The organism is Streptomyces sp. NPDC060000 (genome assembly GCF_042737375.1).
Taxonomy (GTDB): domain Bacteria; phylum Actinomycetota; class Actinomycetes; order Streptomycetales; family Streptomycetaceae; genus Streptomyces.
In genome coordinates this window covers 15,488-32,165 of the sequence record NZ_JBHWUU010000004.1, presented here as the reverse complement: position 1 = coordinate 32,165, position 16,678 = coordinate 15,488, and the positions used below count along the sequence as shown (strand labels likewise).

The window sequence follows — 16,678 nt, the reverse complement described above, 5'->3', positions numbered from 1 at the left end:
CATGGCCCTGAACGACACCCTGGTGGTGCCCGTCGAGGTCGCCGCGTTCGCGGTGAACCCCCAGGTCCGCGACACCGACGACTCCTACGTCATGCACCGCTGGCAGGCCAGCTTCCTCACCTTCGGCTCCCGCAACACCACACCGGAGCCCGACCCGTTCACAAGCCCGGAACCGTGGCGGGACCGCCCGGAGCGGCTCGGCGCCTATGTGATGTGGCAGCTGCCGTCCGCACTGGCACGTGGCCGGGAGACCGATGACGGTATCGGTGACTTCCCACTGGTGCCCAACAGGTGGCTGGTCACCCGCCGCTGGGACGACGGCATCCGCAGCTGGCTGGTCGAGAGCGACCACATCGGCGCCACCGGCACCGTCTCCTCCCTCGACCCGCACACCTCCACCGCCACCCCGACCCGGCTGGGCCGCAAGCACGAGCTCACCGCCACCGCACCCTGGCACGAGCCGGACGAGCGCCGCGAGCCGTTTCTCACCGCCCTGGGCCCCGGCCTGCTGGCCTTCTCCGTCTACCAGCCCTACAACACCGATGTCTTCTCCCTCCACGACACCCTGGACGATGTCACCGCCGACGCCCGGGTCAGCTACCGGGTGATCGGCTGGTACGCCCAGGAGGACAGCGACATCCTGCGGAGCGAGGGGCAGTTCGGCGACCTCATGGACGAGCTGGAGTGGATTCTGCCCTCCGGCTACGGCACCCCGTCGCGCTCCCTGTACGCGGGCACGGTGCTCGGCATCGACTGGAAGCCGGCCGGCCCCGTCCCCCCGCGGGAAAATCCGCATCCCGACGAGGTGGTCGTGGCCATCGGGAACTCCACAGCCGAGGCGTGCGCCGCGCTGGAAGCACACTACGGCGGCACCGGGGCGCTGGACGCGGACGAAACCGAACTGTTCAAAGCGTTCGCGCTGGGCTGCCTGGAGCAGCTTGACCGCTGTGACGGGGCGCTGTTCCCCGAGCGGGCGGCGCAGCATTCGGGCTTCGGCCCGACACCCGGCGGCTTCGCCTGGCGCGTGGTGGACCGAGGTGCAGCAGACACCGCAGGTTCCCTCTCCGCCGTCGAGGCGGCGAGCGAGCGCCGCGCCGAAGCGGACATCGTCGCCGACCTCAACATCAAGCAGCGTGAGCTGCACGCGGAGGAAGGCAAACTGCGGGACGCCCAGGAGTACCTCTTCCACCTCTGGTCGCTGAACAAGCTGCACCAAAAGCCCGCCTTCTTCACCGAGCAGATCGACAGCAAGCTCGACCTCGATGTGGCGGACTCCCCCGCCCACCAGGTCGCCACCCTCACTTCCCGCGTCAACCACTTGCGTACCCAGCTGCCCTGGTCAATGGACCAGGGCGAGCTCGAGACGCAGGCACGCCAGTACGCGGCCGGCCACGGCATGCGCTCGGCCCGGGTCCTGCAGCGCGTCCCCCTCGACCCGTACGAGGAATCCACCGACCCGGTCCTCCTGCTGCGCGGCGCCCGCCTGCACGCCCCCTTGGACCGGGACACGCTTCTCCCATGCCGTACCGAAGAACGCCTGGTCAAGGCCGTTGGGCCGATCACCGAGCTGACCGTGGCCGGGGACGTCGACCGGGTCAACACGGCCGGGCTGCCCGCGCTCGTCCCCAGACTGCTGGCCGAGTTCTTCATCCTGGACCGCGCCCTGGCCCAAGGCGTCGACCTGGGCGGGGCACAGGGAGCACTGCCCGAGTACGGCACCGAACCTTGGAGTCAGCCCTGGCAGCCGCTGTATCTGACCTGGAAGGCCAACTACGTGGCGATTCCCTTCCAGGAGCCGGACGGCACCGAGAACTGGTGGTTCGACTGTGAGGGGCGTTACCGCTGGACGGGCAACGGCACCATCACGCAACGTATCGAGGTCTCCGGCCGGCAGGTCCTCACCCCCACCAGCGGCCACCAGCTGGAGGGCCGGCTCGCCACGTACGCCAACGGCCGCACCGACCTGGACCCGGAGATGATCCGCTCCCTGCGCTCCCAGCTGCGCACGGTTGACCAACTGTCGCAGCGCCTGGACGGGCTGTCCGCACAGATCAGCCAGCGGATCACCGGCTCGGGGCTGCGGCCCGACGGCACGCTCGGCGCGCTCATCGGCGACGGTGACCAGGGAAGGCCACGGCCCGGCAACTACCCCGAGGAGGAATGGGAGGACTGGGAGGACAGCGCCTTCCAGGAACTGCGCTCCGGGCAGATGGAGTTCACCCGCCTCGCCGTCGTCGACCGGTTCGGGCGCGCTGTCAATCTCATCGACAATCCGCGCCACTTCGACTACGCCAGGCCCAATACGTTCGTCCCCGACGCAGAGGTCGGGGAGATCGAACAGGACCGTTTCGCGCAGCTGTCACCACGGCTGCTGCAACCCGGCCGGCTCACCTTCCACTTCGTGGACGACAAGACCGGCCAGGACGTCGATGTCACGCCCGGAGCGAACCCGGTGTGCTCCTGGCTGATCCACAACCGGCTCGACCAGTCGATCGCCTGCTACGGACCCGAAGGCGCGGCGCTCGGCGACATCCGGGAGGTGGTCGGCGCGGGCGGCCGGCGAACCATCGAATGGAACCCTCTGCCCGGCTCACCCATCCTCCACCTCGACGACCTCGCCCCTCTCTCCCCCCACACCCACGGCTTCCTCTGCGGAGTGCGCAGGCAGGGGCCGTCCGGCTTCGACGCGCTGCGCAAATACCTGGACCACGCGCTCGCCGTGATCGACCCGGACGGCCCGGACGACACCTCCCTGGCCTACCTCTTCGGACGCCCCATCGCCCTCGTACGGGCTGAGATCGCCCTGGAACTGAGTGGTCCCGCCCGAAAGGACGTGCACTGGCGCACCATCTTCGACCAGCCCACACCGCAACTGGGCAGCTACCAGTGGCGGGTACGGCTCGGGGAAGCCGCCCAGACCGACGACGGTCTGATCGGATATGTGCGCGGAGACGGCTACGACCATATCGAGACCGCTCTGGAAACCAACGAGGACGGTTACCTCAGGTCGATCGGTACGGGGGAACGGCTGAAGCTGTCGTTCGACGGGACCCGCACCGGGGTGACGCTGCTGCTGGACACGCGGGCGGCGGTGCACGCGACGACCGACCTCCTACCGGTGCGCTCGGTATTCGTACCGCAGGAATTCACCGACAAGGCGCTCGCAGCCATGGCGGTGGCCTTCCGAGCGGGCCCCATGCTCGCCCCGGTCGAGCCGGGAACCTCCGGACCGGACACCGTGCTGGCCCCGCACCCGGCAACGGCCATCGGCGCCTGGTCATGGACCGAACGGGAGGGCGACAACTGGCCCCGTTCACCCATGTCCGCACCCGACCCCACCACTTGGCCCCAGGGAACCCGGCCCCGGATCCGCACCGGATTCATGGTGCTCGACGACGCGGCGGGAGCAAGCCGGGAGGGCGCGGGCTGACCGCGCGCAGCTCCGGCTCTGCCTGTCCCTTTCCTCGCCCCCACCAGGAGCACCCGCATGACCGAGTACGTCCCGGCCGGCGCGCCCCTCGCCGCCGACGACCGCGTCGCCTTCCAACTGCACACCATCCCCGAGCCGGTGCGCGTCTCACCCAGCACGGGCGACGCCGAGTACGCGAGGATCACCCTCCTCGCCACGGTGACCGGCACAGACCAGATCACCCTCAGCGAAGTCACGGTCAAAGTCCTCTCCGGAACCGACTCACCTCACCTCGCCTCCTCGCTCAGCGGCGTGGAGCCGTTCATCGACCGATCCGGCTGGACCTACACCGGCATGCAGCAGTCCACCTTCTCCTTCATGCCCTCCACCGGCGGCGAGACGGTCGATCCCGGCACGAGCCTGTCCATCACCCTCGACCGCATCCCCGTCAACCGGGCCATCGGCTCCTCCCAGGTGACCGCCACCGCCCACTGGAACGACGACTCAGGCAGCAGCCGCACCATTTTCGAAGTCGCCAAATTCCCCCCCGGCTTCTATGTCAGGGACTTCACCGCCTCGCCCGTCCAGGTGAACAACGGCGGGGACGTCGAACTGCGCTGGCACGCGTCCGCGGACGCGACACTGCACCTGATGTGGGAGGGCGAGCAGCACGATGTCACAGGACGCAGCGAGTTCACCGTGCACGCACTGCGACACACCACCGTGTTCTACCTCCGCGCCTCCCACGGGACGGCCGAGCAGACCCTGGGCACGGTCGTCAGCGTCCCCGACCCGGATCTCGAAGTGAACAACCTGATTCTCACGGACACGCTTTACACCAACCGGATGGAAACCATGACCCTGGACCGGATCCAGATCGTGCCTCCATCGGACCTGGAGATCGCGGACCAGACGGAACAAAGGCCGTCCGCATCGGCCCATCCACTCGCACCAGCGGCCGCCCCCGCACCCAACGTCGAGGAGGCGTGATGTCGCTCGTCCGTCACGTGGTGGCCCCGCCCCCGGGCCGCACCATCACCACGGCCACCGACCCGCTCGCTCTCGACCTGCTGGTGAACCCGGACCCGCTGCGGATCTCCCCCTCCAGCGGCGACGACCCCGCCACAGGCGACCTGATCGTGGTCGCCTCGCTCGCCGCCCAGACGCCGGTTGAATGCAAGTCGTTCACCGTCGCCGTCCGGGTCGGGGAGGGCGAGCAAGACCTGTGCTCAAGCATGTCCGGCGTCACCGCACGCATCAGCCAGGAGGACTGGCAGGGGACGGTGAACGCGACAGCCGGCACCGTCACCTTCGCCCCCAGGCCCGGCACCCCCGCACAGCTGACCTTCGACACCGACACCGGGCTGACCTTCCAAGTGATGGGCCTGCCCGTGAACCGGCGCGTCGGCCCCACCCCGGTGGACATCAGCGCCTCCTGGCGGCCGCTCGACGCCCCCGGCTGGCAACAACAAACCACGCGCATGGAGGTCGGCAAGTTCCCCCTCGGATTCCACCTGCGGTCCTTCACGGCCGAACCGCTGAGTGTTCCGAGCGGCGGCTCGGTCACCCTGCGCTGGGACGCCAGCGCCGCCACCCACCTCTCACTGCACTACGACGGCCACGCTCACCCCGTGACCGGTAAGTCCTCCGTCACCATCGACGCCATGGCCCAGACGACCTCCTTCCACCTGCGGGCGGTCGCCCAAGACGGCGCGGGCAGCGTGGAACGCACCCTCAGCCTGATGGTGCACGTGCCCGATGCCACCCGGACGGTCGGCCGGCTCACCGTCCACGGCACCGTACAGACAACGCATGTCACACCACTGTCCGACAACGATCCGCTGGTCTTCCCACAGCGACTACCCACCACCCCCAGCGCGCTCTACTACCTCGGGACACAAACGTGGAGAGAAAGCCGTTGGAACCGGAACTCACTCATGGGACCGCAGAGCAACCCGGCTGCAGAGACCGTGTCCAGGTACGAGATCCTCATTTTCCAGCCGCCCCGATCATCCGGTCTGGTGGTGTCGCGCTACGACAGCTATGGCTGGCCCGGATGGGAAGAGCCCTTCGCCACCCGAGGGGCCGATCCGGCGATCGCGGAGCGATACAGCAGCATCTGCTGTGCGTACCGCGAGGACCAGCAGGTGATGCTGCGTAAATCCTGGCCTGGTGCCGCGTCCTGGGAAGAGCCCACCCCGGTCCCGGAGGCAATCACCTCCTGCCCTCCGGCCCTCGCCAGTCGCGGGGAGCAGCTGTTCCTCGCGTTCTTCGCCAGCGGAGCCGATCCGCAGGTACGGCCTCTCACCTACACGGTACAAGGCCCGCAGGGCTGGTCCCCGCTGCGGCAGCCGCCGGGAAATTGGGGAACCGACACCGTAACGGCAATGGCCGTACTCAACAACGAACTGGTCTGCCTCTACGTGACCGGGGCAAAAATTCAAGTGCTGTACGAACGCTCCCTGAACGCCGCCACGGAGAACTGGGTGGTGGGTCCACTGCTCGACGGGTGGGGAGGCGACGCCATCGACTCTCTCTCGCTCCGCGTCTTCAACAACCGGGTGTACTGCGCCGTCAAGAACAACGGCCCGGACCGAGTCCGCCTGGTCAGTTACGACGGCACGTCCTGGACCCATGCGCCCCACCATGTCCCCGACCGGTATCTCGGCCACCACCCGACACTGGCGATGTTCAACAGCCAGCTGTGCGTGGTGTGACCCGCACACCTGCCCCTACAACGGTCCACCCAGAAAAGGATCAGCCGTGAGCACCGACACCACACCCCACACCGCCCCCGCCGCAGCCGCCCCCCGGGGCGCTCCACCCGAGGTCGGCGTCGAACTACGGTATGCGTTCACTGCCGACCCTTTCCCCGTACCGTCGTCCCCGCCCTCCGGTGCCTACCTGAAAGCGGATCTGACGATCGTCCTCAGCCGTCGTGCCGCCACGGCGATCGAATGCGGTGCCATCACCGTCTCCGTGCCCGTCGGCAGCGGTGCCACCGAACTGGCCGCCGAGACCGCCGGAATGACGGCATCCACCGACCCGCCCGGCTGGAACGCCACCGTCGCCGCCTCGGGCCAGGTGACTTTCACCCCACCCGGCGGCACAGCCGAGATCGGGAAAGAGAACGGGCTCGCGCTCTCGGTGAGTACCGTATCCGTCAACCGCACGGTCGGCCGCGCCGCGCTGACCGTGCACGTGCCCTGGCGGCGCCCCGGCGAGACCGGGTCGGACTCCTGGAGTACGGAGACCGTCGAGCTTCCGGTAACGAAATTCCCGGCCGCCTTCAGCCTCGGCGAACTGCATGCCTCACCCGGCCAGATCGCACACGGCGGCAGCGTGACCCTCACCTGGCAGGCATCAGGCGGCAGCTTCCGGCTCCTCTACGGCAAGACGGATATCTCCGTCACCGACCGCAGCACCCACACCGCCCACAACATCACCAGCGACACTCTCTTCCAACTGCGCGGGACCTCTTCGTCCGCATCCGGCGATCTGGAAGCGGTGCGCTCGACATGGGTGACCGTGGCCGTCCCCGATATCGTCACGCACTCCCTGACCGCGACCCGGGGCGTCACCACGGACCGGCTCGCAAGATACGCAGACCACTCCGAGCCGGTATTCCACGCCCACACCATGGAACACCGGCCGGAACTGTCCATGCGCACCTACAATCCATTGCTCCGCAGCTGGACGCCACCTGCACGGCTGCCGTTCGGGCCGGCCGCCTCTCTGCCCGCCCTCGCTGTCCACGGCGGGAAACTCCATATGCTGTTCCGACCGTACGGCAATGACCAACTGACCTGGGCCTCGTTCGACGGCAGCACCTGGCAGACGATGCCCAATCCCCCGGGCCCTGCCACGCCCGCACCCGTCTCGCTCACCGCCGTCGGCACCTCGCTGGTGTGCGCCTACGGCACACCGGGCGGTCACCATGTGACGCGCACCAGCACCGACGGCACAACCTGGGGAACCGCCTCGCAGATGCCGACACCCGTCGGCGGGATCGTATCGCTCTGCTGGGACGGATCCGCCCTGTACGCAGCGCTGAATGCAGAGGAATTGGACGGATATCCAGCCTTTTACCGTCGCGACGCCGAGCAGCAGTGGCACATGCTCCAATTTATGGCGATTATGGACGGCTCGCGTGAACTCGCCATGCGGGGCGAGAACCTGCTGAAGTTCTACCGCTTCATGCGAGGCAGGATCGGGGTGACTTGGCGCTACAAGGATTCGGACAACGAAGACTCGGAATACCTCAACGTACGCGCCTCGGACAACGTGCGGGCCGTCGCCTGCGGACGAGGAGTGTTCGCCCTCTTCCCCGACTCCGAGGGCGTGCTGTATGCCATGTCCTCCGACGGCACGGAGCCGACAGATGCTCCCCCGGTATGGTCGCCACCCGCTCCTGTCGATGAGTACCGCACCTCGGAAACCCCGACCCTGGCCTGGTACCGAGACCAGATCATCGCCATCGGCCGCGGCGGCGCCGCTCCCCTCTGACGGAGGGTCCTCTAACGAGCTCGTGCCCACATCGCGTTACGGGCGTTGTTGGCTGCGTTCCAGCGGATCAGCAGAACCCGCTGGAAAGCGCCGCGGTCGATGAGCCCAGGCAGGTTGGCGAAACCGGCGCACATATCCGTACCGCCGTACCCACTCATTGAACGGATCGCGAAACTCCTCGATCTTTGTCGGGGCGAAGCCCAGCAGAGAACGGCACGCCAAGCCGGTGGACGGGACGGGCGCCGTCGTTCTTGCAGGCTGGTCACCGGGCGAGTATGTGCCCGTCGTCGGGGCGGTGGTCGCGGGAGGGGCGCAGGTCGGTGGTGACGTAGGTGCGTTGGAGCCAGCGGTCTGCTCCGTCGTATCGGGGGTGGAACGCGGTGCGGCCGTGGACCGTGACGCGGTTGTCGATGATGACCAGGTCGCCGGGTGTCAGGCGCAGGGTGTGGGCGGTCGCCTCGCAGGCGCGGCCGAACTCGGCAAGGGCGGTGGTGGCCCGGAGGGTGAGCGGGGTGGTGACGAGTTGGGCCATGCGTATGTCGGGATCCTCGACTGCTCCGGACAGCACCGGCCGGGGCTCGGCATCGGGCTGGCTCGCGCCGGCCTCGGAGGCGAAGGAGGGCGGCGGGGTGGTGATGAACTCCGGTGCGAACAGGGCCTGGCGGCTGGCCGGGGTGAGGCGCGGCAGCACTTGGCGGAGGCTGGCGACGCGCATCCCGGCGATCTGATCGTGGTCGGCGCGCAGGCACAGGAAGATCACATAGTCGGGCGGGTGGGGGTGGAAGCCGTTCTCGGTGTGGAAGGACAGCCGTACTGATCCGGCGTTCCCGTGGAAGGTCTCCTGCCCGGGCACGGGCACGACGTCCTGCACGAGGGCTCCGGATTTCTCAGCCAGGTAGGCGAGAGGCTCCCCGAGCCCGCAGGCCACCATGGTGAGCACTGCGGCCGGAACCGTGGCATGGCGCTGGACCGAGCCGGGCACGGCCGGTGTCGCAGGCAGGGCCGCCTCGTCGACGGGCAGGCCGCCGATCACCAACGTGCCGTGCGGGCCGGAATGCCTTCGAAACCGGCGTATCTCGCGGCGCAGCAGTAGGGGAAGATCCTCCCAGGCGTCCCGGGCCCGTGCCACCCACTCGAGACTGTCGACCTGGTCGTGCCCACCGGTGCACAGGGCGCGGGCCACCCGCCCGCACGCCTCGGCATCGGCCGAATCAAGTACCCGGTCGGCAACCACGGTGCTTCGGGTGGTGTCGGGCGTCAACTCGGGCATCAGCATCTCCTACCGTGGGTGATGTGGGCGGCGGACGCGCGGACTCACGAGTGGCGCAGACCGGCCACGGCGTCGGCGATGTAGTGGTCCCCGAACCGGATCAGCGAGGCGTACTGGGCAGCCCGGCGATGGCGCATGAGCCGTAGTTCGGCGACGGCGTTGTCGGGGCCTTCGGGTTTCTGAGCGATGGAACGATGCAGATGCACCATCGAATACGCGAGGGTTACGTGTCGTTCACCGTCGACGATGTCGGCCTCCAGGAGAGCACCCCGCGCCTCGGCCAGCTCCGGGGCGCGAGCCGCCAGGCGCTCGTAGGAGTCGGGAACGACGGACAGCAGGTCCTTCATCGCCGCCCGGAACAGCTTGTATCCGCGATGCTGGCGCCCACTCAACGGGACGTCCACCGACGGAGGCGCCATGGTCTGGCGTATCGCCGCCATGTAGTAGTCGGCCGGGATCGTACTGGCATGAGTCATGGCCGCCGGGAAACCCCGCACATACACCGTCGCGTCCGCCAGCCGCACCAGCGCGGCATCGCTGTCACCGCGCCGCACATGACCAACAGCATCGGCCACGGCGACCGCGGCGCAGACGTTGAACAGGACATGGACCTGGTGACCGATGAGCCACCGAGCGCTCCACACGTCCTCCAGCGACGCCCCCACCCCAGGCTCGCGAACCGCCACCGACCCGACCACGTCACGGTCGGCGCCCGGCGCTGCACCGGTGAGGTCGAGCACCGACTGACGCATCCCGGCCACCTCCAAGGCCAGGTCGGCGCCCGACAGCGGAGCCTCACACAGGTCTTCCAGGCCGCGCTGGACGACCAGGATGCCGTGCAGGGCGGCCTGCTGATCGGACAGCTCGCACTCACGGACCCGGAAGAAGGACTGACTGATCGTCTCTGCCGGCAGTTCCTCTCCGGCCAGGGCTGGCGCCAGATCCGACAGCGAGGCCACCAACTCACCGGCGGCTGCGTTGGCCTGCCGCAGCGTGAGGGTCCGTTCGAGAGGTGTGGCATGAGTAGCCACCCCGGCCAGCATGCGCCCGGTTCGCTTCGCCTCAGCATCGACCCGCGGGCCCAGCCGCGGGTCGGGGCGCCCGCCTCGGGGCTCACGGAAGACAGCGACAGCGGGATGACCGGCAACCGGTGATAAGCCCATGGACAGGTACTTCGCCAAGAACGCTCCACCCGAAACCCTGATCTACGTGGACGGTCAGCGTGGGAGAATTGCCGTTCATCTACGAAGGCGCAGTCCCGGTCCTCGTTGAACCCCCGCCATCCGTTCCGACGCAGACCATCGAAGTCGAATCCGCGCAGACCGATGCACCCCGTACGGAAGAACAGGTTGATGCGAGGGTCCGGCCGACCCGAGGGAGAGATGAGCCCAGGGGTTCCATGGCGTGCCCCGTTGCGGGCCGCTCGGGAGATCCGATCACCGAACCTCAGAATGTCGGAATCGTCGGTGGGTGGGAGCGGGACCGTGAAGTCATAGAAGTCCACACCAGTGCTCGAGTGCGTTCATATGTCCCTCCTGAGACAGCCTGAACCGACAACTCGGAGGAGCCCAGAGAATCGCCGGGCACTGCGAGCAGGAGTCCGCCGTCGCCTGTCTGATCCGGGAGGCCCGGGAGGAGGCCGGCCTGGAGATCGCCGCGGGGGACGTCGAACTGGCGCATGTCGTCCACGTCGTCGACGCGCCCGGTACGCAGCCGCGCCTCCAGCTCGTCTTCCGCGCCCGGCGGTGGAAGGGCGAGCCACGGCTGCTGGAGCCGGACAAGTGTCTCGGCTGGGACTGGTGGCCCCTGGACGGGCTGCCCGAGCCGATGGTGGCGTACGCGCGGGCGGCGATCACCGGGATCCGTGCCGGGCAGCCGTACACGGAGCTGGGCTGGACCTGAGGAGGCGTGCGCTCCGCCGTCCGCCTTGGCCTGAGGAGGCCGTCGCCCCCCGAACCGTCCTGGCGTGAGGAGGCCTACGCCCCGGACCGTCCTGGCGTGAGGAGGCCTACGCCCCGGACCGTCCGGGGGTGCGGAGGTCTATGCCCCGCCGGCCGCCCGCTGCTGGCGCAGCACCGCGACCCTGCGGTACAGCTCGACCGCCTCCGGTCCCCGGCCGAGCTGTTCCAGACAGTGGGCCTCGTCGTTGCGGCTGGCGAGGGTGTCGGGGTGGTCGGCGCCCAGCACCTGCTCCCGGGCCGCCGACACCCGTCGGTACTCGGTCAGGGCATCGGTCCAGCGGCCCAGCCAGCCCAGGCCGACGGCCACCTCACGGCGGCTGACCAGCGTGTCGGGGTGGTCGGCGCCGAGGACCCGCTCACGGATCGCGCACACGTCCCGGGACTCGGCCAGCGCCTCCTCCCAGCGCCCCAGCCGGCCGAGGTTGACGCCCTGACCGTGGCGGGCCCGCAGGGTCTCGGGGTCGGCCGGGCCGTGGATGCGGGTGCGGTCGTCCACGAGGTCGCGGTAGAGCTCGAGTGCCTCCGCGCTGCGGCCGAGGCGGCCCAGGCTGATGCCGGTCTCGTAGCGGGCGGCGAGGGTGTCGGGGTGGTCGGGGCCGAGGGCCTGCGCGCGGGCCGTAGCGACCTCGCGGTAGGTCTGGAGAGCTTCCGGCCATCGCCCCAGCTGGCCCAGGGTGTAGGCGACTTCATAGCGGGTGACCAGCGTCTCCGGATGGGCCGGCCCCAGGACACGGGCGCGGGCGGCGGCCACCTCGGTCGCCATCCGGTGGGACTCCTCGAGCCGGCCGAGTCTGCTGAGGTTGAAGGCGAGGTTGTGGCGGCAGCGCAGGGTGTCGGGGTGGTCGGCGCCCGCCGTACGCACCCGGGCGGCGAGGACCGAGGTGTACACCTGGTGGGCGTCGAAGTGGCGGCCCAGCCGGCCGAGCACATAGGCCATTTCCTGGCGGGTGGCGAGGGTGTCGGCGTGCTCGGCCCCGAGCACCCGGGTCCGGGCGGCGGCCACGTGCTGGTACTCGCGCAGGGCGTCGGCGGCGCGGCCGGTGCGGCTCAGGGTGAAGGCGACCTCGTAGCGGCTGGCGAGCGTCTCGGGGTGGTCCGCGCCGAGGAGATGCGCGCGTTCGGCGGCGACGGCGCGGTGCAGCTCACCGGCCTCCGCCCAGCGGCCGAGCCGCCCCAGACTGAGGCCGGCGCCGTGCCGTGCGGCGAGCGCGGTGAGCGCCTGCGGGGCCGACGTGTCCGGCGCCGCCGGAGCGGGGACCGCGCCGAGCGCCGGCCGGGGGATCCACTCGCCGGTCAGGGCCGCCCCCGCGTCCGGGGGCATGGCCCGGAGTCCGGCGCCGGTGGCCTTGTGGCCGGTGGTCATGCCCTGTGTCCAGGACGGCAGCCGCGACTCGCGGCCGGCGGGCCCGGACGGCCGGAGCTCCGGCCGGGGGGTCACCAGGGTCGGCACGTACCCGGGCGTGGTGCGGGCGGCGGCGATGCGCAGGACGATGTCACGGGCGTCCTGGGGGCGCTCCTCAGGTCGTTTCGCCAGCAGGTCCAGGATGATCCGCTCGAGGTGTTCGGGCAGGTCGGAGCGGTGTTCGCGGGGCGGCACGGGCGGGGTGTCCCGGTGGCCGACAAGGATCGACCAGGGGTCCTCCAGGTCGAACGGCGGGGCCCCGGTGGCCACCTCGTACAGCACGCACCCCAGCGAGTACAGGTCGCTGCGCTGGTCGACCTCCTCCCCGCCGATCTGCTCCGGCGACATGTAGTGCGGGGTGCCCATGGCGATACCGGTGCCGGTGAGGCGGGAGGTGAAGCCGATGTCGTGGCCGAGACGGGCGATCCCGAAGTCGCAGATCTTCACCGTGCCGTCGGCGAGCCGCACGATGTTCGCGGGTTTCAGGTCGCGGTGCACGATGCCCTGCCGGTGCGTGTAGCCGAGGGCCGCGGCGACCTGGTCGGCGATCTCCACGACGTCGGGGACCGGCAGCGGCCGACGCTCGTTGTCGTCCAGCAGCTGGCACAGGTTGCTGCCGTCGAGCAGCTCCATGACCAGGTAGAGGACGCCGTCGCTGTCGCCGAAGTCGTGGACGACGGTCACCCCGCGGTGCTGGAGCCCGGCGGCGACCCGGCCCTCGCGCCGGAACCGCTCACGCAGGACGCGCCCGGTGGAGGGGTCGTGGTGCGGGGCGATCGGTTTGAGGCACTTCACGGCGACCTGCCGGCCGAGGGACTCGTCACGGGCCCGCCACACCTCGCCCATGCCGCCGCGCCCGATCAGGTCCAGCAGCCGGTACCGGCCCTGGATCAGCCTGCTCTCCGCCATAGTGCGCCGCCCCCGTTGCTTTCCGGCCCTCCCTGGCCGGTCCAGTATGGCTGTCTATCGTCCGACTTTGAACGGGGCCGGGCGAGCTTCGGGGCCGAGTCTCGCCATGGCCCGCAGGATGTGCTTGGGCGGAAGTTGCCATCGCAGACGTGCGGGAACGCAGCGCAGCAGGGTACCCATGGCCCGCAACTCCCTTGTGACGGTGGTGGGTTGCGGGGCCTCTCTGCCGTACAGCTCATGGGCGTACGGCGGCAGGGAGGCGTACGCCAGGCGTGCCCCGCGTGCCTCCGACAGCGCGTCCCTCGGGCCGGCGCGTACATCAGGCGCGTACACGACAGAGCGGCCGGGATTACGTGAAGCTGACGGACGACTCCTCAGCTCACTCGGGCGGCCTCATACGAAAGGCTGGGCCGGGGACGCTCTCGATGTCCTTCGCTTGCACCGAGTGGCCCCGTTCGCAGCAAATCCGGACGTCGACGTGCGCGCCGCACTCGCGGTGTCGCGCCAGTACCGCCGGCCCCTCGGGGTCGGCGCGGTAACGGTCACCCCACTGCAGCAGCCCCATCACGGCCGGCACCAGATCCATGCCCTTGGAGGTGATCACATACTTCGGCCGACTCCGCGAACCGGGCTCCTTGTACGTCTCGGTCGCCAGGATCCCTTCCTCCACCAGCATCCGGAGCCGCGCCGCGAGGAGGTTGCGAGGACAGCCGAGGACGCGTTCGAAGTCACCGAACCGGGACGAGCCGTACCAGACCTCGCGCAGGATCAGAATCGTCCACTTCTCGCCCACGATCTCAAGAGTCCGCGCGATCGAGCAGTTGGACGTGTCCCGGTCGAGTCGGTGGTCCATGCCGGCGTCCTGAAGTACTTCGGTCCACGCATCCATGCGAGCGATTCTAACCGTATTTGAGTTTACTTTTAGGTACTCAGCTATTCGTGTCGCGATCGGCCACTCGACCTGGCCGGATGCGACAAACGTCAGGGCCTCCCGCCGGTCCTTCATCGGGCCCATCCGCCGGACCGACCCGAGCGCAGGGCCGGAACCCGCGACCCGCCCTGACGACGTTGAGCCACTGGGGCAAGGCCCACACCCTCGACGCCGAGGATCCCGCGACGGATGTCCGCCACCCCGACCGCGGCGGCTCCGGTCCGTGATGTCGCCCAGCGCCCCGCCGAGCACACACCCCTCACCGACGAGGAAGTCACGGCCCACCTGGGGCGGGACACCCACCTCGGGTCGTAAGCCATACATATTGCCTCACGGGCATAATATTATATGCGTCAGACCATGAACCAGGCTCGGATTGCAGGGCAACGGCCCTACATTGCGACGGGGGAAGCTTGTGGCGCGCTACGCCAAGGAGCACAAGTAGGTGACGCGGCAACGGATCATCGAGAGGGCCGGCCGCCGACTCAAGCAGGACGGGATAGACGGCTCGAGCGTCTGGTGAAGTGGCCTCTCCCTCCTCGACGCATGACCGATTGACGGGCGTTGACCACCTGGGCCGGAGAAGCCCCCAACGCCCTCGGCGCACGTACCGCCAGCCCCTGACACCCACTACCGCTCAAGGAAGTCGAGGGCTTCCGCCACGAACTGCTCGTGGAACTGGAAGATGCCTCCGTGGCCGGCGTCGGGGTAGACGACCAGGTCGGCGTTCGGCAGTCGCCGGGCCAGTTCGAACGAGTTCTTCGTCGGCACCATCCTGTCGCTCTCGCCGTTGGCGATGAACACGGGCTGACGGATGACGGAGAGGTCCTGGGACTGTGCGAGTCCCCAACGGTGGATGGCCTTGAGCTGGGCGAAGTACGACGTGAGGGAGATCGCCTTGTCCCGGTCGTGGGTGCGCTCCTTGAGACGGGCCAGGAACTGCTTTCCGGCTCGGCGCCCGCCCGCGGTGCGGGTGAAGAAGAGGAACTGCTTCGGGTCCTGGAGAGTGAACAGGGCCCGGACGGTGTCGAGATGGGACAGCCGGCTCACGTTCTTGATGCCCTCACCGCCCGCGGGGCCGGTGCCCGTGAGGATCAGCTTGCGGACGAGCCGCGGTTCGTCCTGCGCGATCACCTGGGCGATCATGCCGCCCATCGAGAAGCCGTGAATGTCGACCTGCTCGAGCCCGAGTCCCCGGATGAAGGTGACGGCATCCCTCGCCATCTCCTCGATGGTCTTCGGCGTCGAGCCGCTGGAAGCGCCGACGCCCCTGTTGTCGAAGGTGATGACCCGGTGCTTTGCGGCGATGCCGTCGACGACCCGGGGGTCCCAGTTGTCGAGGACCGCGGCAAGGTGGGTGATGAAGACCACCGGGACGCCGGCCCGGGGGCCGAGGTCACGGTAGGCGAAGGTCACTCCCCCGGCGGCGAGGGTGCGGGTGGGTGCCTTCCTGTACGACGTCACCACGTCGCCTCGTACTCCTTGCGCGTCGTTCACGGCCGTGCCCTTCTGCATAGGGGTCCGGACTGCGACTGCAGTCCGTTCGGTCGACGACAGAAGGCCCGTAGGAGTCGGAATCCTGTTCGGTCGAGTCCCTCAGCATCACGCCGACTATTACATTATGACCATAATCCAATGTGTTCCACAAGAGATGCGCCGCACACGATGGCGGTGGGACCGCGACAGCGACGACAGGGACGGCGAGTTGGACTCCACGCACGCGAGCGCGAAAGACATGTGACGACAGAGTCTCCTGGTGCTGCTCGGTCGGGATCGCAACCCCGAGCTACCAAGAGGCCCTGCTGTCATGCGCCGGCTCTCGCGCGATCACCCGATCAGGAACCCTGCTCGACCGGACCAGCCCGTGATCGATACGCGGATGGCGTCTCAGTTGTGCTGCTCGGCATCCAGCAGTGCGAGGGCGTTGCGGATGCCCTGTTCGAGGAGTTGGTCGGCGAGCTGCCGGTCGGTCAGGGTACGGGAGAGCTGCAGCGTCCCGGCCAACATGCCGAGGAGGCCGAGTGACTTCAGACGCGCCGACGGCGGATCGTGGGGTGCCGGGCGGGCGGCGAAGCCGTCGATGAGGACCAGCGCGCCGTCGGTGTAGGCCTGCCTGGTGGGATCCGTGGAGCGTCCGATCTCGTCGAGCAGGGCGGCGTTGGGGCAGCCGTCCTCAATGCTGTCGCGCTGCTCGGCGGAGAAGTACCTGACTGATTCATGGACTTTCGGAGACATCGGAGATGTCGCGTACATCGGGTACAGCGGAGACATTCGGGCGGAATCGACGCCC

At 69.0% G+C, this 16,678-nt stretch carries 12 protein-coding genes and 2 pseudogenes; 7 read left to right on the top strand and 7 right to left on the bottom strand.

What is annotated here, in order from left to right; genetic code table 11:
- Window position 1: 1 nt before the first annotated feature.
- The 4 genes from ACFWBB_RS03840 to ACFWBB_RS03825 are packed head-to-tail and all read left to right on the top strand — an operon-like array spanning window position 2 to window position 7,915.
- Entirely contained in the window at window positions 2–3,430 is a 3,429-nt protein-coding gene (locus ACFWBB_RS03840; protein ID WP_385266523.1) for a hypothetical protein, read from the top strand.
- A 57-nt stretch (window positions 3,431–3,487) separates the two neighbouring features.
- Window positions 3,488–4,399, top strand: a complete 912-nt coding sequence (locus ACFWBB_RS03835; protein WP_385266520.1) for a hypothetical protein — start codon at window positions 3,488–3,490, stop codon at window positions 4,397–4,399.
- Complete coding sequence (locus ACFWBB_RS03830; protein WP_385266517.1) at window positions 4,399–6,126, top strand: hypothetical protein; 1,728 nt, start codon at window positions 4,399–4,401, stop codon at window positions 6,124–6,126. The genes ACFWBB_RS03835 and ACFWBB_RS03830 overlap by 1 nt, the downstream gene beginning before the upstream one ends.
- A gap of 46 nt (window positions 6,127–6,172) precedes the next feature.
- Entirely contained in the window at window positions 6,173–7,915 is a 1,743-nt protein-coding gene (locus tag ACFWBB_RS03825; RefSeq protein ID WP_385266514.1) for a hypothetical protein, read from the top strand.
- Window positions 7,916–8,177: 262 nt separating this feature from the next.
- Here the strand turns inward: ACFWBB_RS03825 and ACFWBB_RS03820 are convergent, their stop codons facing one another.
- Window positions 8,178–9,185 carry a TauD/TfdA family dioxygenase gene (locus ACFWBB_RS03820; RefSeq protein ID WP_385266511.1) on the bottom strand — a complete coding sequence of 336 codons (1,008 nt, stop codon included), beginning with the start codon at window positions 9,183–9,185 and terminating at the stop codon, window positions 8,178–8,180.
- 44 nt (window positions 9,186–9,229) lie between these two features.
- A complete protein-coding gene (locus ACFWBB_RS03815; protein ID WP_385266508.1) occupies window positions 9,230–10,366 on the bottom strand; it encodes a hypothetical protein in 1,137 nt (378 codons plus the stop codon).
- 364 nt (window positions 10,367–10,730) lie between these two features.
- Between ACFWBB_RS03815 and ACFWBB_RS03810 the strand changes: the two genes are divergently transcribed.
- Window positions 10,731–11,087: an NUDIX domain-containing protein gene (locus tag ACFWBB_RS03810; protein ID WP_385266805.1), complete on the top strand. Its 357-nt coding sequence runs from the start codon at window positions 10,731–10,733 to the stop codon at window positions 11,085–11,087.
- A 138-nt stretch (window positions 11,088–11,225) separates the two neighbouring features.
- Here ACFWBB_RS03810 and ACFWBB_RS03805 read toward each other — a convergent pair whose 3' ends face one another.
- The 3 genes and pseudogenes from ACFWBB_RS03805 to ACFWBB_RS03795 form a co-directional block, all read right to left on the bottom strand.
- Entirely contained in the window at window positions 11,226–13,457 is a 2,232-nt protein-coding gene (locus tag ACFWBB_RS03805) for a tetratricopeptide repeat protein (protein WP_385266506.1), read from the bottom strand.
- Window positions 13,458–13,511: 54 nt separating this feature from the next.
- Window positions 13,512–13,739 (bottom strand): annotated as a pseudogene (locus tag ACFWBB_RS03800) (DUF2236 domain-containing protein); the annotation flags it as partial.
- A gap of 97 nt (window positions 13,740–13,836) precedes the next feature.
- Window positions 13,837–14,310, bottom strand: coding sequence for a winged helix-turn-helix transcriptional regulator (locus ACFWBB_RS03795; RefSeq protein ID WP_385266802.1), 474 nt, complete (start codon window positions 14,308–14,310; stop codon window positions 13,837–13,839).
- 267 nt (window positions 14,311–14,577) lie between these two features.
- Here ACFWBB_RS03795 and ACFWBB_RS03790 point away from each other — a divergent pair, with 267 nt between their 5' ends.
- A complete protein-coding gene (locus ACFWBB_RS03790; RefSeq protein ID WP_385266503.1) occupies window positions 14,578–14,703 on the top strand; it encodes a hypothetical protein in 126 nt (41 codons plus the stop codon).
- A 130-nt stretch (window positions 14,704–14,833) separates the two neighbouring features.
- Window positions 14,834–14,905: pseudogene (locus tag ACFWBB_RS03785) on the top strand (TetR/AcrR family transcriptional regulator); the annotation flags it as partial.
- Between the two features lie 113 nt (window positions 14,906–15,018).
- On the opposite strand, the gene ACFWBB_RS03780 reads toward ACFWBB_RS03785, so the two are convergent.
- On the bottom strand, window positions 15,019–15,852 hold the full coding sequence (locus ACFWBB_RS03780; protein WP_385266500.1) for an alpha/beta fold hydrolase: 834 nt from the start codon (window positions 15,850–15,852) through the stop codon (window positions 15,019–15,021).
- A 423-nt stretch (window positions 15,853–16,275) separates the two neighbouring features.
- The gene (locus ACFWBB_RS03775) at window positions 16,276–16,623 is read right to left on the bottom strand and encodes a hypothetical protein (RefSeq protein WP_385266498.1); all 348 of its coding nucleotides are present in this window, start codon (window positions 16,621–16,623) and stop codon (window positions 16,276–16,278) included.
- Window positions 16,624–16,678 lie beyond the last annotated feature (55 nt).

Coding starts and splice junctions, on each gene's coding strand:
- ACFWBB_RS03840 (WP_385266523.1), top strand. CDS start 2: ATGGCCCTGAACGACACCCTGGTGGTGCCCGTCGAGGTCGCCGCGTTC.
- ACFWBB_RS03835 (WP_385266520.1), top strand. CDS start 3,488: ATGACCGAGTACGTCCCGGCCGGCGCGCCCCTCGCCGCCGACGACCGC.
- ACFWBB_RS03830 (WP_385266517.1), top strand. CDS start 4,399: ATGTCGCTCGTCCGTCACGTGGTGGCCCCGCCCCCGGGCCGCACCATC.
- ACFWBB_RS03820 (WP_385266511.1), bottom strand. CDS start 9,185: ATGCCCGAGTTGACGCCCGACACCACCCGAAGCACCGTGGTTGCCGAC.
- ACFWBB_RS03805 (WP_385266506.1), bottom strand. CDS start 13,457: ATGGCGGAGAGCAGGCTGATCCAGGGCCGGTACCGGCTGCTGGACCTG.
- ACFWBB_RS03795 (WP_385266802.1), bottom strand. CDS start 14,310: ATGGACCACCGACTCGACCGGGACACGTCCAACTGCTCGATCGCGCGG.
- ACFWBB_RS03790 (WP_385266503.1), top strand. CDS start 14,578: ATGTCCGCCACCCCGACCGCGGCGGCTCCGGTCCGTGATGTCGCCCAG.
- ACFWBB_RS03775 (WP_385266498.1), bottom strand. CDS start 16,623: ATGTCTCCGAAAGTCCATGAATCAGTCAGGTACTTCTCCGCCGAGCAG.